Source organism: Hymenobacter psychrophilus, from assembly GCF_900107135.1.
Taxonomy (GTDB): Bacteria; Bacteroidota; Bacteroidia; order Cytophagales; family Hymenobacteraceae; genus Hymenobacter; species Hymenobacter psychrophilus.
The window spans coordinates 64980-91665 of the sequence record NZ_FNOV01000008.1; the positions used below are offsets into that span (position 1 = coordinate 64980).

20 protein-coding genes are annotated in these 26686 nt (G+C 62.7%); 6 read left to right on the forward strand and 14 right to left on the reverse strand.

The genetic code is table 11. The features are described 5' to 3' along the window. Positions 1–43: 43 nt before the first annotated feature. The 10 genes from BLW21_RS13080 to BLW21_RS21550 all read right to left on the reverse strand — a co-directional run bounded on the left by BLW21_RS13080 (position 44) and on the right by BLW21_RS21550 (position 13879). Positions 44–1852, reverse strand: coding sequence for a bifunctional alpha/beta hydrolase/class I SAM-dependent methyltransferase (locus BLW21_RS13080; RefSeq protein WP_092740734.1), 1809 nt, complete (start codon positions 1850–1852; stop codon positions 44–46). A 146-nt stretch (positions 1853–1998) separates the two neighbouring features. Further along, positions 1999–2733, reverse strand: a complete 735-nt coding sequence (locus BLW21_RS13085; protein WP_092740736.1) for a lysophospholipid acyltransferase family protein — start codon at positions 2731–2733, stop codon at positions 1999–2001. Positions 2734–2912: 179 nt separating this feature from the next. Next, positions 2913–3845, reverse strand: a complete 933-nt coding sequence (locus tag BLW21_RS13090; protein ID WP_092740738.1) for a phosphatidate cytidylyltransferase — start codon at positions 3843–3845, stop codon at positions 2913–2915. A gap of 78 nt (positions 3846–3923) precedes the next feature. Then, a complete protein-coding gene (locus BLW21_RS13095) occupies positions 3924–4520 on the reverse strand; it encodes a CDP-alcohol phosphatidyltransferase family protein (RefSeq protein ID WP_092741058.1) in 597 nt (198 codons plus the stop codon). A gap of 310 nt (positions 4521–4830) precedes the next feature. After that, complete coding sequence (locus BLW21_RS13100; protein ID WP_092740740.1) at positions 4831–6156, reverse strand: TldD/PmbA family protein; 1326 nt, start codon at positions 6154–6156, stop codon at positions 4831–4833. A 106-nt stretch (positions 6157–6262) separates the two neighbouring features. Beyond that, positions 6263–7912 (reverse strand): TldD/PmbA family protein, encoded by a 1650-nt coding sequence (locus tag BLW21_RS13105; protein WP_092740742.1) that lies wholly within the window; start codon positions 7910–7912, stop codon positions 6263–6265. A 151-nt stretch (positions 7913–8063) separates the two neighbouring features. Then, entirely contained in the window at positions 8064–9398 is a 1335-nt protein-coding gene (locus BLW21_RS13110) for a TldD/PmbA family protein (protein WP_092740744.1), read from the reverse strand. Between the two features lie 98 nt (positions 9399–9496). Next, positions 9497–11146 carry a TldD/PmbA family protein gene (locus BLW21_RS13115; protein ID WP_092740746.1) on the reverse strand — a complete coding sequence of 550 codons (1650 nt, stop codon included), beginning with the start codon at positions 11144–11146 and terminating at the stop codon, positions 9497–9499. 252 nt (positions 11147–11398) lie between these two features. After that, a complete protein-coding gene (locus BLW21_RS13120) occupies positions 11399–12430 on the reverse strand; it encodes a 5-methylcytosine restriction system specificity protein McrC (protein ID WP_092740748.1) in 1032 nt (343 codons plus the stop codon). Positions 12431–12547: 117 nt separating this feature from the next. Then, positions 12548–13879, reverse strand: coding sequence for an McrB family protein (locus BLW21_RS21550; RefSeq protein WP_175470962.1), 1332 nt, complete (start codon positions 13877–13879; stop codon positions 12548–12550). A gap of 370 nt (positions 13880–14249) precedes the next feature. Here BLW21_RS21550 and BLW21_RS13130 point away from each other — a divergent pair, with 370 nt between their 5' ends. Continuing rightward, positions 14250–15638, forward strand: a complete 1389-nt coding sequence (locus BLW21_RS13130) for a hypothetical protein (RefSeq protein ID WP_092740750.1) — start codon at positions 14250–14252, stop codon at positions 15636–15638. Positions 15639–15644: 6 nt separating this feature from the next. On the opposite strand, the gene BLW21_RS13135 is transcribed toward BLW21_RS13130, so the two are convergent. Beyond that, positions 15645–17750 carry a sigma-54-dependent Fis family transcriptional regulator gene (locus BLW21_RS13135; RefSeq protein ID WP_175470963.1) on the reverse strand — a complete coding sequence of 702 codons (2106 nt, stop codon included), beginning with the start codon at positions 17748–17750 and terminating at the stop codon, positions 15645–15647. Between the two features lie 217 nt (positions 17751–17967). Between BLW21_RS13135 and BLW21_RS13140 the strand changes: the two genes are divergently transcribed. From BLW21_RS13140 to BLW21_RS13160, 5 genes are all read left to right on the forward strand, one after another. Then, positions 17968–19302, forward strand: coding sequence for a TolC family protein (locus BLW21_RS13140; protein ID WP_092740752.1), 1335 nt, complete (start codon positions 17968–17970; stop codon positions 19300–19302). 167 nt (positions 19303–19469) lie between these two features. Continuing rightward, positions 19470–19886: a universal stress protein gene (locus BLW21_RS13145; RefSeq protein WP_092740754.1), complete on the forward strand. Its 417-nt coding sequence runs from the start codon at positions 19470–19472 to the stop codon at positions 19884–19886. A gap of 92 nt (positions 19887–19978) precedes the next feature. Then, entirely contained in the window at positions 19979–21076 is a 1098-nt protein-coding gene (locus BLW21_RS13150) for an HlyD family secretion protein (protein ID WP_092740756.1), read from the forward strand. A gap of 165 nt (positions 21077–21241) precedes the next feature. Beyond that, positions 21242–22810: a DHA2 family efflux MFS transporter permease subunit gene (locus tag BLW21_RS13155; RefSeq protein ID WP_092740758.1), complete on the forward strand. Its 1569-nt coding sequence runs from the start codon at positions 21242–21244 to the stop codon at positions 22808–22810. 176 nt (positions 22811–22986) lie between these two features. Continuing rightward, positions 22987–23424: a BLUF domain-containing protein gene (locus BLW21_RS13160; RefSeq protein ID WP_217633868.1), complete on the forward strand. Its 438-nt coding sequence runs from the start codon at positions 22987–22989 to the stop codon at positions 23422–23424. Positions 23425–23583: 159 nt separating this feature from the next. Here the strand turns inward: BLW21_RS13160 and BLW21_RS13165 are convergent, their stop codons facing one another. The 3 genes from BLW21_RS13165 to BLW21_RS13175 form a co-directional block, all read right to left on the reverse strand. Then, the gene (locus tag BLW21_RS13165) at positions 23584–24621 is read right to left on the reverse strand and encodes a hypothetical protein (RefSeq protein WP_175470965.1); all 1038 of its coding nucleotides are present in this window, start codon (positions 24619–24621) and stop codon (positions 23584–23586) included. A 155-nt stretch (positions 24622–24776) separates the two neighbouring features. After that, positions 24777–26180, reverse strand: a complete 1404-nt coding sequence (locus BLW21_RS13170) for a TonB family protein (protein WP_092740762.1) — start codon at positions 26178–26180, stop codon at positions 24777–24779. Continuing rightward, positions 26137–26568 carry a BlaI/MecI/CopY family transcriptional regulator gene (locus BLW21_RS13175; RefSeq protein WP_092740764.1) on the reverse strand — a complete coding sequence of 144 codons (432 nt, stop codon included), beginning with the start codon at positions 26566–26568 and terminating at the stop codon, positions 26137–26139. The genes BLW21_RS13170 and BLW21_RS13175 overlap by 44 nt, the downstream gene beginning before the upstream one ends. Positions 26569–26686: the final 118 nt, after the last annotated feature.

Here is a 26686-nt window from a genome sequence, read left to right on the forward strand (position 1 = left end):
TTACCGGGTGTCGGGCTGGTAAAACAATCGTTTACACGAGTGCCTAAACCATTGCGGCGGCTGATTCTGTCGTTGTTCCGCCTCCCCGCCGGGCGATGGACACCGTGAAGATGCCCCACTGGTCGGTGAGCTGGTCGAGCTTCTCGAAGCCGGCCTGGGCGACCAACTCGTCCATTTCGGCCTGCACGCGGCGGCGCATCACCCAGGCGCCGTTGTCGCGGTGGCTGGTGAGCGAGCGGGCAATCATTTCGAGCTGGGGGTGCCAGGGCTGATTGGTGTAGAGCAGGTAGCCGCCCGGCTCCACGGCATCGGCGAGGCCCGCCAGCGACGTGCGCACCAAGTCATTATCGGCAAAAAGCTCGTAGAGGCCCGACACGATGGCCAGCGTGGGGCGGGGCTGCAGGGCTGCCAGCCCGGCCGCGTCGAAGGCGTCGCCCTGCTCAAACTGCGCGATGCCGGCCAGGCCCTGCCCGGCAATCAGGCGGCGGCCGTCGGCCACGTTGGCGGGGCTGTAGTCGCGCAGCAAAATGTGCTCAATCTGCCCGGGGTTTTGGGCTGCGGCGGCCAGCGCATAACGGCCGTGGCCGGCGGCAATATCGAGCAGGCGCACGGGCTGGCCGGCGGCATGCAGCAGCCCAATGGCCTGCCCGATGAGCCGCTCCAGGTGGGCCCGCCGGATGCGGATGCCGCGCCAGCCGATGCTGTTGAGAAATACGCCGTCCACTATTTTACCAATGGGCGTGAGGCCCTGGCGGTGGTTTTGGTACACGTAATCGAGGGTGCTGCCCGAGTCGAAGCCAGTGGCCAGCCCGTTTTTGATTCCCTTGGAAAACCGGCCGCCCACCTTAATCCAGAACCGGCCCATGGCCCAGTACAGCCGGGCCAGTGCCGAGCCGGCGGGCCGGCTCAGCTGGTCGAATTCAGTTTTGGTGAAGCCTTGCTGGTGCGCCTCCAGCAGTGCCAGGGGCCGGGCCGGCGCTTCGGCAAAAACCCGCATAATAAAGGCGCGGGCCAGGGCAATCGGCTGGGCGCGGTCCAGCTCGCCGAGGTTGTCGTGCAGGAAGCCGGGGAAGCGGTGGATTTCCTTGATGGGGCTACTGAGGTTACCAAAAAAGCGGTCCTGAGGCTCTTCGTACACCACCTGGTCGTCGCCCGAAATCAGGATTTGGGCGGGTACGTGGATGGCGGCCGCATCGGCTACCACGCGCTGGCCGGCGTCGGCCACGTCGAGCAGGATGTTGGCCGCAATGGGGCGGGTGATGAGCGAATCGGCCGCGTAGGAGGCAATGCGGGCGGGGTCGTGGGTGAGCTGGGTGGGCTTGACGTAGGATTTCACGAAGTAGTTGCCGCGCACCGCGTACAGTAACCGCAGCCCCGCCAGCGCGCCTGGCACTAGCAGGTTGATGCGGAAGGCCGGCGCGGCCAGTACCATGCCGCGCAGCCGGGGCGCGTAGTCGTGCACCCAGGTGGCCAGCGTTACGGCCCCGAAGCTCTGCCCGATGGCGGCCACGTTTTCGATGGCAATGCTGTGGGTTTGGGCAATGTGGCGCATGAATTCGTCCACGTCCTTCACCAGCACGCCGTAGTTCTCGGCCGCCCCCCGCTCGCCTTCCGACAGGCCCAGCCCGCGGGCATCCCAGGCGAAGATATCGAAGCCCGGCAGCTCCAGCTCGTCGGCCAGGTGGGCCATGCGCCCGCCGTGCTCGTGCCCCCGGTGAAACAGCACGATGGCCCGCCGCGGGCCGTCGGAAACCTCAGTGGCCGGCCAGTGTCGATAGAACAGCTCCGCGTTATCGAACGACGAAAAATGGCGCTCCTCGCAGGGGCGGGTGGTGGCGTAAGTGGGCTGCATGGCTATCGGAGTGATGAAGTAATGAGGTTATGAGGTGATGGAAGGTGATGGGGCGATGGGGGTGATGGTGAACGAAGCCGAAGCAGCTCTACCGCAATGGTAAACATGTCGGCTGCAACGAAGCACTAGAGCTGTTTCGACTTCGCTCAGCATGACACGTCTTTAGCCGGTTCGTTCAAGTCTTCTTCCTCTCCAAACCACGCCTCTTCTTTCTCCGCATCTGGTAGGGCTGTCTTGCCGCGCAGGTGTTCGAAGGTGCTTCGTAGGGAAGCCAGAAAGGCGGCTTTGTCGGGGAGCAGGGGCACGGGGCGGCCCACGGCTACTTTCACCTGAAAGGGCACCGGAATGGTGCGGCCGCGGGGCAGCGCGCGACCCAACCCGTGCAGGTACACCGGCACGATGGGCACTTCGGGGAAGCGCTGGGCCAGGTGCCAGACGCCGGGCTTCAGTTCGGCCAGATGTTCGGGTTGGCCGCGGGTGCCTTCGGGAAACAGGAACAGGATCTGACCTGCTTCCAACGCCCGGTAGCACTCTTCGAGCGGGTCGGCTTCGCCCTTGCGGGCCCCGCCGCGCTCAATCGGGATGATGCCCACGAAGTTGCGGGCCAGCCACTCGAACCACTTAAACCTGCAGAAGTAGTCGGCGGCGGCCGCCGGCCGCACCCGCGGCACGCTCAGGAAGGGAAACAACGCGAGCAGGACCATGAAATCGAGGTGGCTGTTGTGGTTGGCCACCACAATAGCCGGCCCGGTTGCCGGTAGCCGCTCCCGGTGCCGTACCCGCAACCCCAACCCCAGCAGCACCATCGGGTAGGCCACGAACAGCATAAACAGCCACCGCAGCACCGCTTGACCAGCTTTCAGGAAGGGATTGGTGGGCATTTTTTGAGGAGCTAGGAGCTAGGAGCTAGAAGTCAGGAGTCGGAATGGGGATACAGCCTGTCATTCTGAGCGGAGCGAAGAATCTCGCGTGCCAAAGTATATACTGATGTCAGTGTTGCATGCGCCGAGATTCTTCGCTCCGCTCAGAATGACAGGGGACATCCCAGACCTCAACTTCTTCAATAATAGAAGTAATAAATGAAGTGGAAGAACAGTGGCGCGGTATAGGTTAGCGAGTCGAGCCGGTCGAGGGCTCCGCCGTGGCCGGGCAGCAGGTGGCCAGAGTCCTTCACGCCGATGTCGCGCTTGATGGCAGAAATTACCACGTCGCCGGTGAAGCCGAAGAGGCTGATGAGCCCGCCCGCCAGCACGGCATCGAGCGGGCTGAACGGGGTGAGCCAGGGCGCCAGCAGCCAGGCCAGCAGCGTGGTGGTCAGCACGCCCCCCAGCAGCCCTTCGAGGGTTTTGTTGGGGCTCACGCGGGGCGCAATGGCGCGACGGCCCAATAGCTTGCCCCACAGGAATTGCGCGACGTCGTTGAGTTGGGTGAGCACGAGCAGGTAGAACACCAGCATCTCGCCGCTTATGGGCCCGTGGGTTCCGGCGTGGGCGGGTAGTGCCAGCAGGTAGGCCAGGTGACTGATGCTGAAAACGGTCGTCATCAGGCCCCAGTGCAGCGTGCCGGCGGCCCGCAAAAAGCCTTTAGTTTCGCCGGCTACGACCATGCGCAATGGCAGCAGCAGAAACACATATACCGGAATAAAAATGATGAACATGCCGTACCAGGCCATGTGCACCCACAGGTATTGCACCGGAATGGCGAGGTAGGCCAGCAGCAGCGTGGGGTTATCGGTGGGCCGGGTGGGCACCAGCGAAACGAATTCCTTGAAGCCTAGGTAGCTCACGAAAGCCGTCAGCCCCAGCGCCACTAGCGGGTCAAAGCTGAGGGCCAGAAACAGCAGGCCCGCCAGCCACCACCACGTCTGGATGCGCAGCCGCACCGACGTGTAGCTGCGCGCCGGATACCGCCGGATCAGCGCCGCCGTAATGGCCGAAGCTACCACCAGCAACGCCAGAATTCCCCCGAAAGCATACGCCAGAACGCCGTGCATTTTTGTGGTGATGAAGTGAGCGGGGAGAAATGGGTGGCATGCTCAGCATGCCACGTGCTGTTGCTGACAATTAACCGCTCAGCCCAACGCCTTGCGGGCGCGGTTCCAGCAGGTGAGCAGCAGCAGCAGCGCCACGATACCGAATAAGTAGTGCAGGTAGGGCCCGGCGGGTAGCCCCAGGCCCACGGCCAAGGCCAGCGCCCCGAACACAAAAGCCCGGTCGCTCTTGCCGGCGGGGCCTTCGTAGCGGCGTTCCGCGCCGACTACCTGGCCGAGTACGCCCACGAATTCGGTCAGCACCGCCAGTACTACCACTAGGCCCACTAAAGCCGCTGATGCGCCGGGCAGCAGGGCGAAGGGGGCATACAGGGCCGCGTCGGATACCACGTCGCCGGTTTCGTTGAGGATGGCGCCGAGGCGGCTCTGCTGGTTGAACTCGCGGGCCAGCAGCCCGTCGATGGCGTTGAGGGCCATGCGCAGCAGCAGAAACGCGGGCAGCAGGCCCCAGGCCCAGCGGCTGCCGGGATACAGCCACAACCAGCCGCCGTAGGCCACCGAGGCCAGCGCGGCCGCCACCGTTACGGCGTTGGCCGAGATGCCGGCCCGGTGCAGGCCCGCCAGTACCGGCCGCAACAGCTGCTGAAAAAGGGGTTTGAGTTGGTAGATGGACGGCATGGCGGAAGATAGGAAACGCGGCACCGCTTGCACGGCAGCCACACGGTAAAGCTGAGCAAAGCTGCCGCCGTTTGAGCCCGAATAAAAAGCAGAAAAGGGAATAATCAGATTTTTGATCAGCGAAATCAAGCAATCAAAAAGGCGGATTTTGCTGCATGTGCAGCGGAAAAGGTCGGCTGCATCAGATTTTACAAATGCTGGTTTGGCGCTGTGGTTTCAACAGGGTTTGGTAGCGGCGGTAATTGAAAAACCCATCCGGCAGCTTGCCAGATGGGCTTTTTAACTTGCAAAACCAGCGCAGCCTTACGCCTTACACCGCGTCCGACAAGCTGGTGAACGTGAAGTCGCGGATTTTGAGCGGCGGCACCAGATTACCGCCGATGCGCACCGGACGGCCAATGGCCTCCACGTTGTTGAGCATAATTACCGGCGACTCGTTGAAGCGGAAGTTCTTGATAGGAAACTTGATCTGGCCATTCTCAATATAGAACGTGCCGTCGCGCGTGAGGCCGGTGTAGAGCAGCGTCTGCGGGTCTACGTCGCGGATGTACCAGAGGCGCGTGACCAGAATGCCTTTGGCCGTGCCCTTAATCAGGTCCTGCACGCTCTGGGTGCCGCCTTCCATAATCCAGTTGCCGGGGAAAGCCGTGGCGGGCTTGCCGGATTTCTGGCCCCAGAAGCGCGAGTAGTAGAGGTTGGAAACCTTTCCCTTATCAATCCAGGTCATGCGCTTTACCGGCAGCCCTTCGCCGTCGAACACGCCGCTGGGCACCTCGGCATTCAGCGGGTCGGAGTAGATGGTGATGCGCTCATCGAAGAGCTTTTCGCCCACCTTGTTTCCGCCGCCCTTCTTGCTCAGAAACGAGCGGCCCTCATCGGCTTCGCGGGCCCCGAGGCTGTACATGAGGTTGTTGAGCAGTCCTTCATCCGACGCCAGCGCGGCGGGCTCCAGAATGACGGTGTACTTGCCGGGCTCCAGGGCCCGGGCGTTGCGCGAACCGGCCGCTTTGTCGGCTGCCAGCTGGGTGAGGTTTTTGGCGTTGAACTTGGCCGCGTCGGTGTAGTCGGCTGTGGCGTAGCCCGAGCCGGTGCCGTCGGGCGTGCGCACCGTAATGCTGAAATCGACGTTGGTGCTCTGCTGGTAAGCTTCGAGGCCCTTGTTGTTGCGCAGGGCCTGGAAGTAGGCACCGTCTTCGAGGTAGCCGGCAGCCGTCAGGTTTTTGGCCGTGCACAGCGCAATGCTGTCGCCGGCCGCCTGGGCCCGGAAATCGGGCGTGATGGCGGCAGTGCTGGCGGCGTAGGCCGTGGGCGTGAGGTATTGCTGGGGCCCGAGCAGGGGCATATACTCGGCGTCTTCGGGAGCGAGCCGCGCAATTTCCTCGGCCCGCTGCACGCAGCGCTTCAGCGTGGCATCGTCGAACTCGTTGCAGGTGGCAATGCCCGAGCGTTTGCCGAAGCGCGCTTCCACCGCCAAGCTCACGTTGTCGGTGCCTCCGGCGGTGCTCACCGAGTTGCGGGCGTAGCGCACGTTGCCGGTGGTGCGCCCGCTCAGGTTGGCCTGGCACTCATCAGCTTTGCTGAAGCCGAGCACCTTTTTCAGGATGGCCTGGGATTCGTCTTTGGAAAGGATAGCCATGTTTTAATTTTAAGCTGTTAGCTGATGGCTATTAGCTGTTAGCTTATCGGCTGTTAGCTTTCTGAGAGAACAAAAAGCTAACAGCCGACAGCTAATAGCTAACAGCTTAAATTTTACGGGCGACGTTGATCACGTTCACGTTGTTGAAGCGCGTGGTGGCCGAGCCGTGGCTGACGGCCGAGCTCTGGCTGGGCTGGCCCTTGCCATCGTTGAAGAAGCCTGCCAAGCGGTAATCCGACTGGTCGCAGGAGCCGGCGCAGGAGTTCCAGAACTCGAGCGTGTTGGTCTGGTAAGCCACATCTTCGAGCATCTCCGTGATTTTGCCCTTGTCGATGGCGTAGAACACCTGGCCGCCAAACTGCGAGTTGTAGCGCTGCTGGTCGATGGAGAACGAGCCGTTGCCGGCAATGTAAATGCCTTTATCCACCTTGCTTACCATCTCATCCACGCTCATTTTGCTGGTGCTTGGCTTGAGGCTCACATTGGGCATGCGCTGGAACTGCACATCCTGCCACGACTGCGAGTAGCAGCAGCCATCCGACTCCTTCTGCCCCACAATGTGCGCCTGGTCGCGGATTTTTTGGTAGTCCACCAGCTTGCCCTGCTCAATCAGGTTCCACTCCTTGGTTTTCACGCCTTCATCATCCCAGCCTACCGCGCCCAGCGAGCCGGGTTGCAGCTTATCGGCCACAATGTTCACCTGCTTCGAGCCATAGGGCTGGTTTTTGGCGCGCCATTCCAGCGTGGCAAACGAGGTACCGGCAAAGTTAGCCTCGTAGCCCAGCACGCGGTCGAGCTCCGTGGGGTGGCCCACCGATTCGTGGATGGTCAGGCCCAGGTGGTGCGGGTCGAGCACGAGGTCGTACTTGCCGGCCGTTACCGATTTGGCCGTGAGCTTTTGCTTGGCTTGCTTGGCGGCGCGGGCGGCATCCTCCAGCATGTCGTAGCTGTTTTTGTAGCCGATGACATCGGAGCCCTGGGGGCCGGCAATTTTGTCGGCGGCCTTGGGCTGCAGGTACTCGTAGCCCAGGCCCATGGGGGCGCTCAGGGCCGAGCGCGAACGGAACTTGCCCGAGGCGCGGTCGACCACCGTTACGCCAAACGTGGGGAAGATGCGGTGGATGTCCTGGTCGATATACGAGCCGTCAGTGGAGGCAAAGTACTTCTGCTCGTTCACCTGAAACAGCACCGAATTTACGAACGACGCGCCGTTATCCATAGCCGCCGCATTGGCCGCCAGCAACAGATCTACCTTGTCCTTAATTGGTACCTCGAAGGCGTTTACTTTAATGGGCGCCTTCCACGAAACCTCGCCGAAACCCTTCTGCGGAGCTAGTTGCACCTGCTCCTTCTGCACCTTGCTGTTGGCTTTGGCAATCTGCACGGCCAGTAGGGTGGCTTTGGCAATGCCGGCATCCGTTACGGTGTTGGTGGCCGCGAAGCCCCAGGTGCCGTTGGCAATTACGCGCACGCCGGCCCCAAAACTCTCGGAGCTGACAATGTTCTGCACTTGCTTCTCGCGGGTAAACACGCCTTGGTTGAGGTAGCGCCCGATGCGCACGTCGGCATAAGAGGCCCCGGCCGACTTGGCCGTGTTCAGGGCCACATCGGCCAGGCGCTTCTTCATGGCCACATCCAGGCCCGGCTCCAGCAGGCGCAGCGGGTCTACAATGTCGCCGGCGAAACCGGGAATAGCGGGCAGCCACAGGGCGCTGGCGGCCAGGCCCGTGAGGCCCACAAAATCACGTCGTTTCATAAAATCACAGATGGTGCAGATGGTGCAGATGAAAAGGATGAATCACAGATGGTGCAGATGGTACAGCTAAAAAGGATTCATTCGGATGAAATTCAAAATCAATCATCCGAACGAATCCTCTTCAACAGCACCATCTGCAAAACCGGCGATTTTAGACGGCGTCGGAAAGGCTGGTGAAGGTGAAGTCGCGGATTTTGAGCGGCGGCACGAGGTTGCCGCCTACCCGCACGGGCTTGCCGATGGCTTCGAGGTTGTTGAGCATGATGATCGGGCTCTCATTGAAGCGGAAGTTCTTCACCGGAAACTTGATCTGGCCATTCTCAATATAGAACGTACCGTCGCGCGTCAGGCCAGTGTAGAGCAGCGTCTGGGGGTCGACGGGGCGGATGTACCACAAGCGCGTGACCAAGATACCTTTGGCCGTGCCCTTAATCAAGTCCTGCACGCTCTGGGTGCCGCCTTCCATAATCCAGCCGCCCGGGCGTGGAATGTCGGGAATACCGGCTTTCTGGGCCCAATAGCGCGAGGTATAGAGGTTTTTTACCACGCCCTTTTCAATCCAGGTCATCTTCTGCTGGGGCCGGCCGTCGCCCGAGAAAACCAGGTCGGGCACCTCGGCGTTGGCGGGGTCGGAGTAGATGGTGACGCGCTCATCGAACAGCTTTTCGCCCTTGCGGTTGCCTCCTCCCTTCTTGCTCAGAAACGAGCGGCCTTCGTCGGCGTTGCGGGCATCCATGGCGCTCATCAGCGCCTGCAGCAGTGAGGCATCGGTGTTGGCGACCAGGGCGGCGGGCTCCAGGATTACGGTGTACTTGCCGGGCTCCAGGGCCTTGGCGTTGCGCGAGCCAGCGGCCTTGTCGGCCGCAATGCGGGTCAGCACTTTCGCGTCGAACTTGGCCGCATCGTTGTAGTCGGCCGTGGCGTAGCCCGAGCCGGTGCCGTCGGGCGTGCGCACCGTAATGCTGAACTCCAGGCCCGACTGCTGCTGGTAGGCCTCCAGGCCCTTGCTGTTGCGCTTGGCCAGAAAGCCAGCCGAATCGTTGAGGAAGGCCGCTGAGCTGAGCTTGCGCTCGTCGCTGACGGCCATGCTGCTACCCACCTGGGCGGCGCGGTAGTCGGGCGTAATGTCGGCCGTGGCTTTGGCGAAGCTGTTGGTGATGGGCAGGTACTTCTGGGGCCCGAGCAGGGGCATGTACTCGGGGCTTTCGGGGGCGAGCCGGGCAATTTCCTCGGCCCGCGTTACGCAGGTGCGCAGCGTGGCGTCGTCGAACTGGTTGCAGGTGGCCACGCCCGAGCGCTTGCCGAAGCGGGCTTCCACCGCCAGGCTCACGTTGTCGATGCCGCCGCTGGTGCTGATGGCGTTTCGCGCCGAGCGCACGTTGCCGCCCGACTGCCCGCTAAGCGTGGCTTCGCACTCGTCGGCTTTGCTGAAGCCAATTACTTTGGTAAGAATTGCTTGGGCTTCGGTCTGGGAAAGGATGGCCATGTTGTTTGTTTAAGCTGTTAGCTAATGGCTATTAACTGTTAGCTTTTGGCCAGGCCTCCAAAGTAGAAGCGAACAGCCAGCAGCTAACAGCTAACAGCTTAAATTTTACGGGCAGTGTTGATGACGTTCACGTTGTTGAAGCGCGTGGTGGCCGAGCCGTGGCTCACGGCCGACACCTGGCTGGGCTGGCCCTTGCCGTCGAAGAAGGAGCCGAACATGCGGTAGTCCGACTCGTCGCAGATGGCCGAGCAGGAGTTCCAGAACTCGAGCGTATTGGTCTGGTAGGCCACGTCTTCGAGCATGCCCGATATTTTGCCCTTGTCGATGGCGTAGAACACCTGCCCGCCAAACTGCGAGTTGTAGCGCTGCTGATCGATGGAGAACGAGCCGCGGCCAGCAATGTAAATACCTTTATCCACCTTGCTGATCATCTCATCCACGCTCAGCTTGTTGGTGCCGGGCTTGAGGCTGATGTTGGGCATGCGCTGGAACTGCACCGTGCTCCACGAGTCGGCGTAGCAGCAGCCATCCGACTGCTTCTGGTTCACGATGTGGGCCTGGTCGCGGATTTTCTGGTAGTCCACCAGCTTGCCTTGGTCGATAATGTTCCACTCCTTGGTCGGCACGCCTTCGTCGTCGTAGCCCACGGCGCCCAGCGAGCCGGGCTGCAGCTTGTCGGCCACAATATTCACGAGCTTCGAGCCATAGGGCTGGTTTTTGGCGCGCCACTCCAGCGTGGCAAACGAGGTGCCGGCGTAGTTGGCCTCGTAGCCCAGCACGCGGTCGAGCTCCGTGGGGTGGCCCACCGATTCGTGGATGGTCAGGCCCAGGTGGTTGGGGTCGAGTACGAGGTCGTACTTGCCGGCCGTTACCGATTTGGCGGTGAGTTTTTCCTTGGCCTGCTTGGCTGCCAGCGCGGCGTCGGCGAGCATGTCGAAGCTGTTTTTGTAGCCGATGAGGCCGGTGCCGGCGGGGCCGGCAATTTTGTCGGCGGCCTTGGGCTGCAGGTACTCGTAGCCCAGGCCCATAGGCGAGCTGAGCGCATCGCGCGAACGGAACTTGCCGGTGGCGCGGTCGATGGCCGTCACCGAAAAGTTGGGCCAGATGCGGTGGATATCCTGGTCGATGTAGGAGCCGTCGGTGCTGGCGAAGTACTTCTGCTCATTCACCTGAAAAAGCACCGAATTGACGAACGAAGCGCCGTTGTCGAGGGCGGCGGCGTTGGCGGCCAGTAGCAGGTCCACCTTATCCTTCACCGGCACCTCGAAGGCGTTTACCAGAATCGGGGTTTTCCAGCTCACCACGCCTTGGCCCTTCTGCGGAGCCAGTTGCACGGGCTCTTTCTGCACCTTGCTGTTGGCTTTGGCAATCTGTACGGCCAATTGGGCGGCCTTGGCAATGCCGGCTTCGGTTACCGTGTTGGTGGCCGCAAAGCCCCAGGTGCCGTTGGCCAGCACCCGCACGCCAGCCCCAAAACTCTCGCCGCTGGCAATGTTCTGCACCTGTTTTTCGCGGGTGAACACGCTCTGGTTGAGGTAGCGCCCAATGCGCACGTCGGCGTAAGTGGCGCCGGCCGACTTAGCCGTGTTCAGGGCCACATCGGCCAGGCGTTTCTTCACGGCCACATCGAGGCCGGGTTCCAGCAGGCGGGCGGGGTCTACGAGCGAGCCGCCGAAGCCCGGCACGGCCGGCAGCCACAGGGCGCCGGCAGCCAGGCCCGTGAGGCCCACAAAGTCACGTCGTTTCAAATCAGGTAAATTTTAGGTGAATGGAGGAAGGAATTCGGCAAGAAGGTACAGCCTTCCTTGCATTTGTTGCAACCCACAGACAAAAAACCCGTAGCGGGGCTGCATTAAGGTTGATAAAATGAAGTAGGGGCAGGGCTTGCCCCCGCCCACCGTCAAACGGCACGCATCCGGTCCGCTGGTGCGGCGGGTGGGGGCAGGGCTTGCCTATAAGTGTTTTGGCTGAATGCCCCGGCAGACGCGCACAGGGCGTCTCTACGCTACCAGGGCTAATAAATCAGCCGCAATACCTTCCCAGGGCTGGTTCAGGTCGAGCGTGACCACGCGCACGGGGTGGCCGCCGAGGGTATAGCGCAGGTCCACGGCCTGGGCGGCGGCCGGGTACAGCAGGATGCCTTCGAGGAGCTGGCCGGGGCGGGCGGGCTGGTTTTGCAGGTAGGCGTAGAGTTGATAGAGGTGGGGCGAAATGAGCCGGGCCTGGTCGTGGTGGCGCTTGAGGGCGGCGGCGTAGTACTTGGTGTCGAGGATGATTTTTCGCGCCGGGCTTTCCAGGCTCGTGTCGGTTATCATGGCCGGCAGCAGCGCCAGGGCCTCGGGCGTTTCGGCCGCCGCCTGCCAGGCAATGGTTTCCGAAGACACCCGAAACTGCCGCTGCTCCAGTCGGTAGAAGTTGCGCACAAACTGCTCGAACAGCCGGGCCATCAGCCGCTCATCGCGCCGGAAGTCGCGGAAGCGGGCCGGGCCCTCGGCGTCGGGGGCGGGCAGGGCGCTCAGGTGCAACAGCTCGCATACATTCAGCAGAAACCCGCCTAGGCCAGTTGGCCGCAACCGCCGCACGGCCCGCAGGCTGGCCGCCCCCAACGGCCGCGCCACTACCGCCGCCGGAAACCGCCGCAGCACCTGCCGGATTTGTTGGCGCTGGGCCAGTGGCAGGGCCCGGCTGCGGCTTAGCTGTTGCAGCGTGCCCAGCAGCAGCCCGGCCAGCGGCGCGTCGGGGCTCAGCTCATCAAAAGCGCACACGGCCCGGCCGCGGCGGGGCAAATCCTGGCTGAGCGTGGGCGTGAGCAGCACCCGGCCGCGCAGCTCGGGCAGCTCATCTACCCGCTCGGCATAGGCCACCGGCAGGCCTCGGGCCAGCAACCGGCGCGTGCCGCCCAGCAGCACCTGGGCCAGTAGCGGCAGCGGCCACTTGAATGCCTGCCCGCTCACCGCCCGCACCTCCGCTTCCTCGGGCAGCCGGTTCCAGGCGTAGCACAGCAGGTAGTACAGGTTTTGGATGGGAATCATAGGCAGGCCATAAAATGCCCCAGGGCTGAAGCCCTGGGCTATTGAGTGGAGGATACACGGGACTATTCGGGCCGGACTAGCCCAGGGCTTCAGCCCTGGGGCGACCGTGCAAATGGGTTATAGCCCGTTCAGCAGCCGTTTTTTCTGCGCCGCGGCTTTGGCTGGTTGGTCGAGCCAATAGTCATCCAGCAGCGGGCCGATTTCCTGCTGCAGAATCAGGCGCAGCCACTCCGGCGCTTCGGTGGGGTGGGTGGGGGGCTGGCAGAAGTAGCTGTGGCCCACGCAGAAATCGGGGCCCAGCTCGGGGTCGTCGGCAATGGTTTGGTTGAGGGCCGTGAGGCGGGTGATGAGCTGGCTGATGAGCGCGGCCGGTACGCCGTGAGCCGCCAGCAGCGCCCGCAGCGGCTCGCCGAACTCGGGTTGCAGGCGCACGAAGGCAAAGCGGCGGCGCAACGCGTAATCGAGCGGGGCCAGGCTGCGGTCGGCCAGGTTCATGGTGCCAATAACGAACACGTTTTCGGGCACGAAAAATGGCGGGCTGCCGGCCGGGGCGTAGGGCAGGCGCACGGCGTGGGCGGGCCCGCGCTTGTCGGCCTCCAAAAGCAGCAGCAACTCCCCAAAAATACGAGCCACGTTGCCGCGGTTCAGCTCGTCAATCAGCAGGAAATACGGCCGCCCGGGGTCCTGCGAAGCCCGGCGGCAGAACTCCACCAGCAGCCCGTCGCGCAGCCGGAACGTACCCCGCTCGTCGGGCCGGAAGCCCTGCACAAAATCCTCGTAGCTGTAGCTCGGGTGGAACTGCACCAGCTCGATGCGGGCCGTGTCGGTGCTGCCCAGCGCCAGCCAGGCCAGCCGCCGGGCCAGAAACGTTTTGCCCGTGCCCGGTGGGCCCTGCAGCAGCAGGTTGCGCCGCCGTTGCAGGGCCGCCTGCGCCGCCGCCAGCTCGTCGTCGGATAAAAACAGCTCGGCCCGTGCCATTGCCGGCGTGTAGAGCGTGGGCGCCGGCCGCTGGTAGGGCGCGGTGGGTTCGTGGGCCTCGGCGGCCGGGGCCTCTTTGTGCGGCCGCTGCTGCGCCGTGCCGGGCTTGTCGGCCTCGGATGCGGTGCCGGTATACAGCTCTTGCATGGCCTCCTGCGCGGCTACGTCGCCGTCGTGGGGCGAGTTGGCCAAAATGGGCCGCTTGGTGGTCACGGTGAAGTCGAGGCGTTCGAGCAGATTGTTCGTGGGGTTGCCGGCCAGCAGCGGCAAAGTGGCTTCGGGCTGCCCGCTGGCCAGCTGAAAAGCCAGCTGCAGCACCGGGCGGGGCGGGTAGCGGCGGCCCTTGTATACCAGATCGTACACGGTGCTGGGCGGTAGCGGGGGGCCTTGGCGCTCAATCAGGCGCAAGGCCCGCAGGATATGGTCGCGGGTGAGCTGGGCGGGTGAGAACGGGGTGGCGGAATCGGGCATGCAGGAGGAAAGGTACACGCAAAACAACGTTGCCAGGGTTTTCAGTTGCCTGCTTCGCAGGAATAGATGGCAGTAGGGCAGCAGTGCGTAACCCTACGAATGGCGCACTGTGGGGCTGAGTTCAGGCGGGCTGAAGCAGCCAACGCCGGCCTCAGAAGAAGCCTTTGCGTAGTTTCGGCGGTCTTTAGCTACCACTTCATCTCTTAAAGCTGTTTAGAAAGTCGATTTTCAGAGTGGATTTGTCATCCTGAGCTTGCGAAGGACCTAATCACGTTGCTAACGACTTGTTCATTCGTGATAAGCTCCTTCGCAAGCTCAGGATGACAGGAAAGCCCGACTTTCTAAACAGCTTCCTTACCTAACTCTACCGATGTTTACTGTACTGTTCCGCTATCTGCTGGTGGCGCTTTGCCTGCTGGCCACCGCCCCGGCCGCCACCGCCCAGGAGCTTACGTTTGAGAAAGACTCGCTGGGCCAGGTGCTGCAGCGGGCCGCCCGGCTGCAAAAGCCGGTGTTTCTGCTGCTCACCATGTCTCCCCCGCCCAGCGCCGCCAAGCTCAGCCGGCAGGAAGCCGAGCGGATGTATGGCACTTCCTTGAACGATCCGGCGGTAGTGAAAGCCCTGCAGCCCGACTTTCTGGTGGTGCGGGCTTTCGGCAACACGCCGGCGGGGCAGCGCCTGGCCCGCCGCTACCACGTGAGCACCTTCCCGACCTACCTCTACCTGCATCCCGATGGCACCGTGCTGCACCGCAGCTTCAGCAACGTGCGCGACCCACAGCGCTACCTGGCCGATATCGAAACGTTTCGGCAGAAGCTGGCCAGCCCCGATAACCTGAGCAGCCTGGAAAAGCGCTACACCCAGGGCGAGCGAAGCGCCGCGTTTTTGCGTCAGTACCTGCAGGCCCGCCGCAGCGTCGGCGCTACCGTCAGCCCGGAATTGCTGGATGACTACGTGCGGGAGCTGCCGGTAAAGGCCTTCGACCAGTTCGCGGAAGTGGTGTTTGTGCACGAATACGGCCCCGTGCTGAACAGCCGCGCCTACAACGCCGCCCAGCTCAATAAGCACCTCGTAGACAGCCTGTATACCACGCTGCCCCTGCCCCGGCGCGTGGCTATCAACAACGCCATTATTGCCAATTCCATGCAGGCCGCTATTGTGCGCCGCGACGTGCAGCTGGCCACCCAGACGGCCGGTTTCGCCAGTGCCTCCTGGAACGCTTCGTCCGACCGGCAGCGGGCCAGCCAAGCCTACGGCCGCAATATGCTGCGCTATTACAAAGCCGTGGGCGACACGGCCCGTTACCTGCCGTTGCTCGTGAGCTACTACGAGCAGCACTACATGGCCACGCCCGCCGACACCATCCGCCGCCAGCGCACCCCGAAAAATCCGTTCACTGCCCCCACCCCCTACACCAACCTAATCCGCCCAGATTCGACGGTGAAAATGGTAGGCGTATCCCGCTCCGGTGGCGACGTGTATGCTATGGAGCTGAACAATGGTGCCTGGGAGGTGTACCTCTCCGGCACGCGCCGCACCGCCTACCTGGCCCAAGCCATGCGCTGGAGCCAGCGCACCATCGGCCTCGACCCGCGCGCCGGCTACTACGACACGCTGGCCCACTTGCTGTATGCCCTGCGTCTGAATGCCGAGGCCGAGGCCACGCAGCAGAAAGCCGTTGCCCAAGCCAAAAAGGAAGGCCAGCCGGTAGCTGCCTACCAAGAAGTACTGCGTAAAATCAAGTCCCGGACGCTGTAGCAGGCGCTACTCGCTCACCCTGATGGTGCGCTCAATGCCCAGCTTTTTCATGCGGGCTTCGAGGGTTTTGGGGTTGATGTCGAGCAGAACGGCCGCGCCCTGGGGGCCGCTGACGCGCCCGCCGGTGCGGTGCAGGGCCGCCAGAATATGGTCGCGCTCCTGCTCCTTGAGGGTTTTAAGCGGCCCGCCGGATTCGGCCGGTGCTATGGTGACCGCGCCGGCCGTAGCCCCGGCCGCAAAGCCCTGAAACTCCAGAAACCGGCCCTGGCTCACAATTACGGCCTGCTCCATCACGTGTTCCAGCTCGCGCACGTTGCCCGGCCAGCCGTACTGGCGCAGGGCCCGCAAATCCCGCTCGCGCAGGCGGCGCACCGGCTTGCCCATCTGCTTGGTGAAGCGCTCCAGAAAGTGGCGCACCAGCGGCTCCACATCTTCGGGCCGCTCGCGCAGGGCCGGCAGGCGCACCTCAAACACATTGAGGCGGTAGTAGAGGTCGGCGCGGAAGCGGCCGGCGGCTACTTCCTGCTCCAGCACGCGGTTGGTGGCGGCAATCACGCGCACATCGCTCGTAATTACGCGGCGGCCGCCCAGGCGCTCAAACTCTTTTTCCTGCAGTACCCGCAGCAGCTTGGCCTGCAGATCGAGCGGCAGCTCGCCCACCTCATCCAGAAAAATAGTGCCCCGGTCGGCCAGCTCGAACTTACCAATGCGGCGCTCCACGGCCCCGGTAAAGGCGCCCTTCTCGTGGCCGAACAGCTCGCTTTCGATCAGTTGGGCGGGTAAGGCGGCGCAGTTGAGTTTGATGAGCGCCCGCTCGTGGCGGGGCGAAAGCTGGTGCAGGGCGCGGGCCACCAGCTCTTTGCCGGTGCCGGTTTCGCCGGTTATCAGCACCGTGGTATCGGTGGGCGCCACCTGGGCCAGGCGGGTGTACACCTGCTGCATTACGGCGCTGCCGCCCACAAAATCGTCGAGGCGGGCGGCGGCGGCCGTGTTTATCTCGTCGATGAGGTAGGTGCGCTCCCGCTCCAGCTGGGCGCGCAGGGCGTCAATCTGCTCGAAGGCCAGCACGTTCTGCAGCGCCAACTGAATCTGGGGCAGCAGCGTCTGCATCAGCTCCAGGTGCTCGTCGGTAAAGGCCTGGGGCTCGCGGCTGGCCAGAATGAGGGCCGTGGGGGGCTCGTTGGTGGTGTCGAGCGGGGTGCACAGCAGCGAGTGAATACCATAGCTGGCCTCGATGTAGGCCAGCAGGGTGTAGCGCCGGGCCAGCTCCTGAAAAACCAACCCGCCATACACGCCGGGCCGGGCAAAAACCTCGGCAATAGCTTGCTGGGCCTGCAGGGCGTCGGGCAGGCCGTCGTAGCGCTGCTCGTCGGGTGAGGTGAAGGTACCATCGGGCTGCTTGCGGAACTCGGCCAGGGTACGGATGAGCGAGTCGGGCTCGCGTACCCGCAGCCCGAAGTAGTCGCAGGGCACCACCCGGTTGATTTCGGCGGCAATAGTGCGGAACAGCTCGTGCCGCTCCTTGATGTGCAGCAGCGCATTGCTCAAAGCCAGCTGCATGGTTTTCTCCTGCTCGCGGCGGGCAATGTCCTCGAAGGCCAGCATATTGGTCACGGCCACGGCCACCAGGCTGCCAATCTTTTCGAGCAGGTCGGCATCCATAACCGAAAACTCGGGCTGCCGCCGCGCTACCATCGACAGCAGCCCGATGAGGCGGCCGCCGGTGCGCAGGGGTACGGTGGTCAGGTAGCGCATGCGCGCCTCGAGCAGCGCCTCGAACGGCTGAAAGTGCGGGTAGTCGCGCAGCAGCTCGGTCAGGTCGAATTGCTGGAGGCCGGCCGCGCGGATCAACCGCTCGATGGGGGTGTTTTCGATGCTGGAGCGGCTGGGCTGGGCCGCAGAACTGGCCGGCAGCAACACCTCGCCCAGGTAGTCGCGCAAAAATACGCGGCGGTACTGGTGCTCGGCATCGAGGGTGATAATGGTAATGGCGTCGAAGGGAAAGATGAGCCGTAGCTTTTCCGTAACGCTGCGAAACAGGTCCTCTTTGGTGCGGGTAGTGGCAATAGCTTCGTTGAGCCGCAGTAGCAGCGAATCGTCCTGATCGGGCATCGGTCCAGTATTTTTCCTTAAATATCGGGAACGAAGATGAGGAAATCCTGAAATAGCAGGAATAATTATTGCCCGCCAATGGGCGGATACCAATCTCTTAGAAAATATTATCTGCTTTTTCGGCGCTTAAAAGCAGTTTTCGGGGCTTTGTGAACCTGGGTTTCGGGGCTGGCACAACTTTCGGATAGGGGGATGCACGACCAAGCCGCCGTATCCTATGCTTTTCCGACCAACATTTGCCGCTCCTTCTCTGGCCCTGGGCCTGCTGCTGACGGCTGGCGCGGCCCGCGCCCAACAGGGGCCGGTGCTTTCCGACTCGCTCAGCCTCGACGGTACCATCCGCTCGGTGCTTGATGCCAACCCGGCCATTACCACGCTCGAAGAGGAGTTGAACGCCGCCACCAGCCGCGTAACTCAAACCCGGGGCGGCTTTCTGCCCCAGGTAACGGGCACGGCCACTTACACCCGCCTAGATCCGGTAGTGCGGCTGCAGCTGGCCCCCGACGCGCCCGCTTTCCAGCTGGCGCCCAACAACAACTACGATGTGCACATCACGGCCCAGTACGGGTTGGTTGATTTCGGCAAGCGCGCCGCTACCTATAACCTGGCCGAAAGCCGCCGCAACACGGCCTCCGACCAGATTGCCGTTACGCGCCGCGACTTGGCCTACTCGGCGGCTCAGAGCTACTACAACATCCTGTTCGTACGCGAAAGCATCCGGGTGCAGGACGCCCAGATTGCCTCGCTGCAACGCCACCAGAACGACATGCAGAAGCGGGTGGAAGCGGGCGTGAGCACCAGCTTCGACGTAACGACCACGCAGGTGCGCATCACCCAGGCCCGCAACACCCGCATCGATCTGGTGAACCAGCTGCAGAACCAGCAGGTGCAACTGGCCCGGCTGCTGCACAAACCCGACTACGCCAACGTGCCCGTACGCGGTACCTTCGAGTACCAGCCCCAGCCCGTCGACGTAACCGGCGCGCTGGCGCAGGCCCTGGCCAACCGCCCCGAAGTAAAGCTGGCCCGCGACGCCGAGCAGACGGCCAACCTGAACCTCAAGCTCATCGAGCGCAGCAACATGCCGCTGCTGGGCGTGGGCGCGCAGGTGGGCGGCAAAAACGGCTACCAGCCCAACCTCGACCGGTTCCGCCCCAACTCGGTGGGCGTGGTGCAGCTGTCGGTGCCGATTTATGATGGCAACAAGAACAAGAACCAGCGCATAGAAGCGGCCGCCAACATCCGCGGCGCCCAGGCCCGCATCCAGGACACCGAGGAGCAGGTTCGGGCCGATGTGCGCCAGGCGGCCAACAACCTCAACTCCAACGCCGAGCGCTACGACAACTCGCTCCAGCAGATTGCCCAGGCCTCCGACGCACTCAATCGCGCCCAGGGCCGCTACCGCTACGGCGTAGGCAACAACCTCGACGTGCTCGATGCCGAAACCCAGCTGCTGCAAGCCCGCCTGGCCCGCCTGCAGTCCATCTACAACTATACGCTCGGCCAGTACCAGCTCAAGCGCGCCACGGGCGAGGCTATCTGGGATAAGTAAGTGATAGAACGAACGTGTCGTGCTGAGCGAAGCCGAAGCATCTCTACCGCAGTGGAAACCCCGTCGGCGGCAACGAAGCAGCAGAGATGCTGCCAGAGATGCTGCGGCTTCGCTGAGCATGACAGGATTCCCCGGACACCATTTCACCACCTCACCACCTCATCGCCATGACCATCCTGTGCCCGATTGACTTTTCGGCCGTTACGGAGCAGCTGGTCGCCTACGCGGCGGCGTTGGCGGCCGGCACGGGGGGCGAGCTGCGGCTGCTGCACGTGCTGGACGCCACCGCTGCCCCGCTGCCCGATTTGCAGGTGGCCCACGCGCTGGCCCGCCACCGCGAAGCCGCTTTGCAGGCCGGCGCCCGCGTAACAACGGCCGTGGCGCAGGGCGAGGCGGCCAATGAAATAGTAGCCGATGCCCGTTTGCACCCGGCCGACATGATTGTTATCGGCGCGCACGGCCAGACGGGCCTTACCCGCTTTCTGATGGGCAGCACCGCCGAAACCGTGGTACGTACCGCCACCTGCGCAACGCTGCTCGTAAAGCCCGGCTGTGCCTCCCAGGCGCTGCGCCCCACGGGCTGACTTTTTTTAAGCTGTTAGCTAATAGCCGTTAGCGTGTCGTTCGGGCCACCTGAATGTCAACTCACCATCTCACTACTCACCATCTCACTTACATGGCAACTTCTTTTCCGAACGACCCGGCCGTAACGCCCCATGCCACGGCCCCCGAGCCGGTAGCCGAGGAGCAGAAAGGCTCCAAGCGCCCCATTATTCTTGTTATCCTGGTTCTGGTGCTGCTGGTGGGCGGCTATTTTGGGTGGCAGCGCTACCAGTTCGGCCAGGCCCACGAAGAAACCGACGACGCCCAGGTAGAAGGCGACGTGTACCCGATTATTCCGCGCGTGAGCGGGCCGGTGCTGGAGGTGAAAGTGGCCGATAACCAGGCCGTGAAGAAGGGCGACGTGCTCGTAACCGTTGACCCCGCCGACTACCAGCAGCGCGTGAATGCGGCCGAGGCGGCGCTGGCCGCCGCCCGGGCCAATGTAGTAGCCGCCCGCGCCGGCGTGGGTACCGCCCAGGCCGGCGTAAGCACCGCCCGTGCCGCCATCGGCGTGAGTGCCGCCACCCGCGTCCGCCTCGAAAAAGACCTCAAACGCAGCAAGTTTCTGCGCCAGCAGGATATCATTCCGCAGAGCGAGTACGACGCCGTGCAGGCCAACCTGAGCTCGACCAGCGCCCAGCGCGCCACCGCCGAGCAGCAGGTGCTGGTGGCCCAGCAGCAGGTAGCGGCCGCCCAGCAGCAGATTCTGGTGGCCGAAGCCGTAGTAAAACAGCGCCAGGCCGACCTCGAAAACACCCAGCTCCAGCTTAGCTACGCCACCATTACGGCCCCCGCCGATGGTTTGGTGAGCAAGAAGAACGTGCAGGCCGGCCAGAACATCGGCCCCGGCCAGCAGCTCATGGGCCTGGTGGCCTCAGGCAACACCTGGGTAATTGCCAACTTCAAGGAAACCCAACTCGAAAACATGCAGGTGGGTCAGCCCGTGAACATCGAGGTTGATGCGTACCCGAACGAGGAATTCGCCGGCGAAGTCCAGTCGCTTTCGGCCGCAACCGGCGCCCGCTTCGCCCTGCTACCCCCCGATAATGCCTCGGGCAACTTCGTGAAAGTGGTGCAGCGCATCCCCGTTAAAATCACGCTCACCAAAACCGACCCCAAGCACCCCTTGCGTGCCGGCATGAGCGTGCGGGCGACGGTGAAGGTGAAATAAGTTGAACGACTATCAGCACGTCATTCTGAGCAGCGCGAAGAATCTCGCGTGCCGACGCTGCTAACGCATTTACACGCAAGGAATTACTCTGGCAATGTCAGCACGCGAGATTCTTCGCGCTGCTCAGAATGACGTTCTGGTTATACCATCTCACCATCTCACCTCATGGAAACCGGCGCTAGAAAGTGGATTATTGTCATTACGGTGGTGCTGTGCGCGCTGCTGGAGCTCATTGATACCAGCATTGTGAATGTGGCCCTGACCCAGATGATGGGTAACCTCTCGGCCACGCTCTCGGAAGTGAGCTGGGTAATTGCCTCCTATGCCATTGCCAACGTGATTGTGGTGCCCCTGACCGGCTTTTTGTCGGAGCAGTTCGGGCGGCGTAATTACTTTGGCTTCTCGGTTATTCTGTTCACGGTGGCCTCCATTGCCTGCGGGCAGAGCACCAACATCTGGGAGCTGGTGGCCTTCCGCTTCATTCAGGGCGTGGGCGGCGGCGCGCTGATGGCCACTTCGCAATCCATCCTGATTGATACTTTCCCGCCCCGGCAGCTGGCCCTGGGCCAGGCCCTGTTTGGCATGGGCGTCATTATCGGTCCTACCATCGGACCCACGCTCGGCGGCTATATCGTGGATAACTACGACTGGCCCTGGATTTTCTACGTGAACGTGCCGGTGGGCATCCTGGCCACCATCTTCACATTCCTGTTCATCAAGGACCCCGAATCCATTGCCAATGCCATTCCGAAGCCCCTGCGGCAGCTGGACTGGGCCGGTATTTTCCTGCTGATTCTGGGGGTGGGTTCGTTGCAGTACGTGCTGGAAAAGGGCGAATCGGAAGACTGGTTCGAGTCGGGCCTGATTATCACCTTCGCGTTGTTGTCCGTTATCGGGGTGGTGGGCTTTATCTGGCGCGAGCTGACGGCCAAAAATCCCATCGTGGATTTACGGGTGCTCACGCGCAGCCGTAATCTGGCGCTGGGGGCCATCCTGTCGTTTATTCTGGGCTTTGGGCTGTTCGCGTCGATATTCATCTTCCCCATCTTCACCCAGCGAATTCTGGGCTTTACGGCGGCCCAAACGGGGTTTTTGCTGCTGCCGGGCGCCCTGCTGGCGGGCTTTATGATGCCCGTTATCGGCAAGGCCCTGCAAGCGGGCGTCCCGCAGAAATACATGCTGCCCTTCGGTTTCGGTATCTTCTTTCTGTTCACCTTCTGGATGAGCCAGAAGATTACCGGTTCGGCTGGCGAGGACGATTTCTTCTGGCCCCTGATGCTGCGCGGACTGGGCCTGAGCCTGTTGTTTCTGCCCATCACTACCATGTCGTTGCAGGGTCTGCGGGGCAAAGACGGCGCCCAGGCGGCGGGCCTCACGGGGATGCTGCGCCAGCTCGGCGGCTCGTTCGGGGTGGCCATTGTGGGCACGTATCTGGAGCGCAATATTGCCTACAACCGGGTGGCGCTGCTGCCCAATATCTCGCTCTACGACCCCGAAACGCAGCAGCGCATCCAGGCTTTCACGCAGAACTTCATGGGCAAGGGCTTCACCTTCGAGCAGGCTAAGCTGCAGGCCTATCAGGTCCTCAACTTCAGCCTCATGAAAGAAGCCTCACTCATCACCTACGCCCAGACGTTTACCCTACTGGGCCTGTTTTTCCTGGTCTGCATCCCGCTGCTCATCTTTATCAAGCGCATCCGCGACGCCGGCCCCATTGATCTGAACGCGCACTAGGCGCGACTAGCAACTGCCCGCCTAAAAACAAGTAGCTGCTGCCACCCTGGCAACGATTGCTCGTTTTTAGGCGGGCTTAATACTGCCCGATTTCGGCCACTGAACAGCGCTACGCTTTGATAATGGCCGTGGATTTTCCTAGCTTCCCGGCCAAAAGCAGCCCTCGGCACCCAACAATGTATCATCTGGTTTATACGAGTACCGCAACCGTGCATTTCACCGCCGCTGAGCTACAGCAGTTTCTGGTGTGGTGGCGGGCCAGCAACAGCCAGCTGGGTGTAACCGGAATACTGCTTTACAGCAACGAGGGCGACATTATCCAGGTGTTGGAGGGCGAGCAGCCGCAGGTGGAGGACTTATTCGCCGTCATTGAGCGGGATTTACGCCACCGCCATGTGCTTAAGCTTGCCGCTGGCCCCATAAAGCAGCGGCTGTTCGGCGAATGGTGCATGAGCTTTCGGCTGCTGGATTCGGCCGCTTTCTACTCCCTGGTAGGCTACGCCAACCCCGACGAGCCCCTTCTGCTGCCCGCCGCTTCCGGCGGCACCGATACCGAGCTGCTGCAGCTGCTGAGTGAATTTGCCAGCTCGCACCCCGATGCGCTACCGCGCTAAAAACCGCGCCCAAAGCTGAAACTCCTGCTACAGTAAAGGCCCCTAATGCATTGGCATCAGGGGCCTTTACTGTAGCAGGAGTCGCCCAGATGGTAAAGGCCGGGGTGGCGTCGCTGCTGCGGGGTTAATTCAGGTAGCTGATAATCAGCTGGTCACGGCTTACTGATACTGCACGTAGAGCGGCGAAGGCGTGAGGGCAATAACTTCGGCGGCCGTCATGATGTGGTGGGGCTTGGGTCGGGCGTCGTACTCGTAGAACAACTTGAAACCGGTGTATTGCACGGGCTCGTTGGCGATATAGGCCTTATAGGAGTCCTTTTTCAGTACCGGGTCGCCGTGGCCGTCCATGTGCATTACTACCTGCACACGCGGGTCGAGCTTGATATTTTTGTAGTTGCTCACCATTTTGCGGGTGAAGCGGTGCACCGTCAGCACCTTGGGCGGGAGCTTGTTTTCGCTCACGATGCGGGCCAGGAAGTTGATCGTGAAGTTGATATCCTTGGCGTCGAGCGTCCCGATTTTCTGGTTGGGACGCACGCCGGGCATCGTGGAAAGCGAAAACTCAGGGTCGATGCCCAGGTGTACGATGGGGTCTTTGAGGTACTGCTCCAGCTTGGGCAACTCGGCCTGCAGAGTGCTGTGGCCCGGCTGCACATCGAGGAACACAATGTAATTATGCTCTTTGCCCCAGCTGATAACCTCCTCAATCGTGGCCTTGGAATTCATCAGGCGCCATTTGCCGTCTTTGCCGGCCGTTCCCTGGGCCGTGATGGTGACGTTGTGAATGGCACCCTGCACGGGGCGGCTCGGGTCGGCGGCCTGCCACTCGCCCAGCACTTTCTTCAGCTTGCGGAACATCTGCTCCTTGGGCTCGCGGCCTAGAATACCCATGCCCTTCGAGCGAATGTTGCCATAGAAGGCCACAATGCGCTTGCCCGGCAGAATAGCCCCCGGCAGCTGCCCGCTCACCTTTACAATCGAGTCGGCCTTGAGCGAGTCGCGGCGCATGGCCAAGCGCTGCATGGCAGCCGAATCGAGCGGGGCGGGCTGCTGCACCGAGTCGGCGGCCATAGCGGCCTTTTCGGAGTCGGTAGCCGAGCGCGAGCCGCAGCCGGGCAGCGTGGTGAGGGCGAAGGCGAGGCCCAGGCTGGCCAGCGCAGGGGTCGTGAGGCGGGTGAAGGTGGAGAGGTAAGGCACTAAAACAACGGGAATTGAAGGCGAATGGAACTACGAAGGTGCGGCTTTTGCGGCTGACTTTCAACCGAAGTCCAACCGGAAGTAGGCAAAGCACCAAACAAAACGCCGCCCGAAGCATTTCGGACGGCGTTTTGGAAGCGCTAAACGAAGAAGTGCTACTCGACTGAAAACGTAATCGGGACGGTGAAATATACGGGCACCGCTTCCCCGTTCTGGCGGCCGGGCGTCCAGTTGCCCGGCAGGTTGCGCACGGCGTTCAGGGCGGCCTCATCCAGCTCCTGCGCCAGCGCCTTCGAAACCCCGGGCTTGTTCTGGGCCACGCCCTTCTGCACCTCGGTATTTTGAATGGTGCCATCGGCGCCCACAGTAAATTTCACGAAGGCCCGGCCCTCAATTTTGGCTGCCAATGCACCCGCCGGATAGTTGAGGGTTTTGCTGATATCAGCCAGAAGCTGCTCTTGGCCGCCCTCATACTGCGGCATCTGCTCGACGTAGTTGTAGGGGTCGCCGGGCTTATGCTGTACGGCCTCAACACTAGAGCCGATGGAAACCACCGTGGGCGGCGGTGGGGGCGGCACGGCGTTGTCGAGCTCCTTTTCGCAGGCCACCAGGCCGAGTAGCAGGCAGGCGCTTAATGGCAGCGGCAGCCAGCGTTTCCAGCGGCGGAGGGGGGCGGAGGTAGTCAGCATACGGATACGGGTTAGGGTGAAAGATTGGGTGAATGAATGGGCCAGGGGTAAGCCGGGGCTCAGGGAGGCCAGCGCCAGCCGGGCCAGCAGGGCCGGGTAGGGCGTGGCCGTTTCCTCCGGGGCCGCGGGGTGTGCGGCTACGGCGGCGCCCGGTGCCGCCGTGGCCCGCAGCGCCGCCGCGTCGGCCAGAAACTCGTGGATTTGGGCCAGGGCCGCGGGCAGCCGATGCACAAAGGGTATCGGCCACAGCAGCGCCCGCGCCACTTCCAGCAGTAGCCGCTCGCGGGTGTGGTGGCCGCGCACGTGAGCCAGCTCGTGGGCCAGCACCGCCCGGGCATCGGCCGTTGTCAGGGGCGCGGTTTCGTCCCAGAATACCAGCCGGCCAAAGGAGCTGATGGGCCGCTGCCCACCGGTGCGCACCAGCACGTAACCGGGCCGGGCTTCGCGGGTAAAATGCCGGGTGCTCCGGTGCAACGCAAGCAACTGGCTGGCCAGTAGCAGTAGCAGCGTCAGCACCCCGCCTCCATACAGCCCCAGCAGCCAGGGCATCGGTCCGGCTGTCGGTCCGCCGCTCAGCTCCCGCACCGTTATGGCCGGCAGCAACCCCCCGTTCAGCAGGCCCGAGCCACCGGCAGCGGGCTCCGGCAGCCAGGCGCTCAGCCACGCACCGGGCTCGGCGGCCGAAAGCAGCGGCGGAACCAGCAGCGCCACCCAGGGCAGCCCCAGCAGAAAGCGCCGGTTGAAGTGGAAAAAACGCTCCTGCCGCAGCACGTAGCGGTACAGTAGCCAGCCCGCGCCCAGTAGCAGCGTGCTTTGCAGGCCCCAGCTAAGCAGGGCGGCCGTCGTGGTCGGAAGCAGGGTCGGAGGCATCGGCGGGGGCGTTGGGGGTAGCGGTTTGGGCGTGGCGCAGCAGCTCTTCCAGCTGCGCCGCGTCGAGGTTTTCTTCCTGCGCGAAAAACGATACCAGCCGGCTGAACGAGCCGCCGAAGTAGCCACCCAGCAGCTTGCCCAGCGAAAAGCGCCGGTACTCGTCGCGGGCCACCAGGGCGTGGTAGCGGTGGGTACGCCCGAAAGCCTCGTGGCCCACGAAGCCCTTCTGGGCCAGAATGCGGATGATGGTGGACACTGTGGTAACGGCGGGGCGGGGCTCGGGCAGCGCGGGCACTACGTCTTTCACAAAGCAGGGGCCGCGCTGCCAGAGCACCTGCATTACCTGCTCTTCGGCGCGGGTTAGTTCGGGGAAAGAAGGGTCGGGCATAGATTCGTTGTTCGGTTTGCGATTCTCGTTTTCGGCGGTGGTCAGGGGGGAAACCGGAGCACAGACGGAGTAAGTGCGGCCGGTGAATCAAAAGTGAAACTAAATAATTAGTTATTCA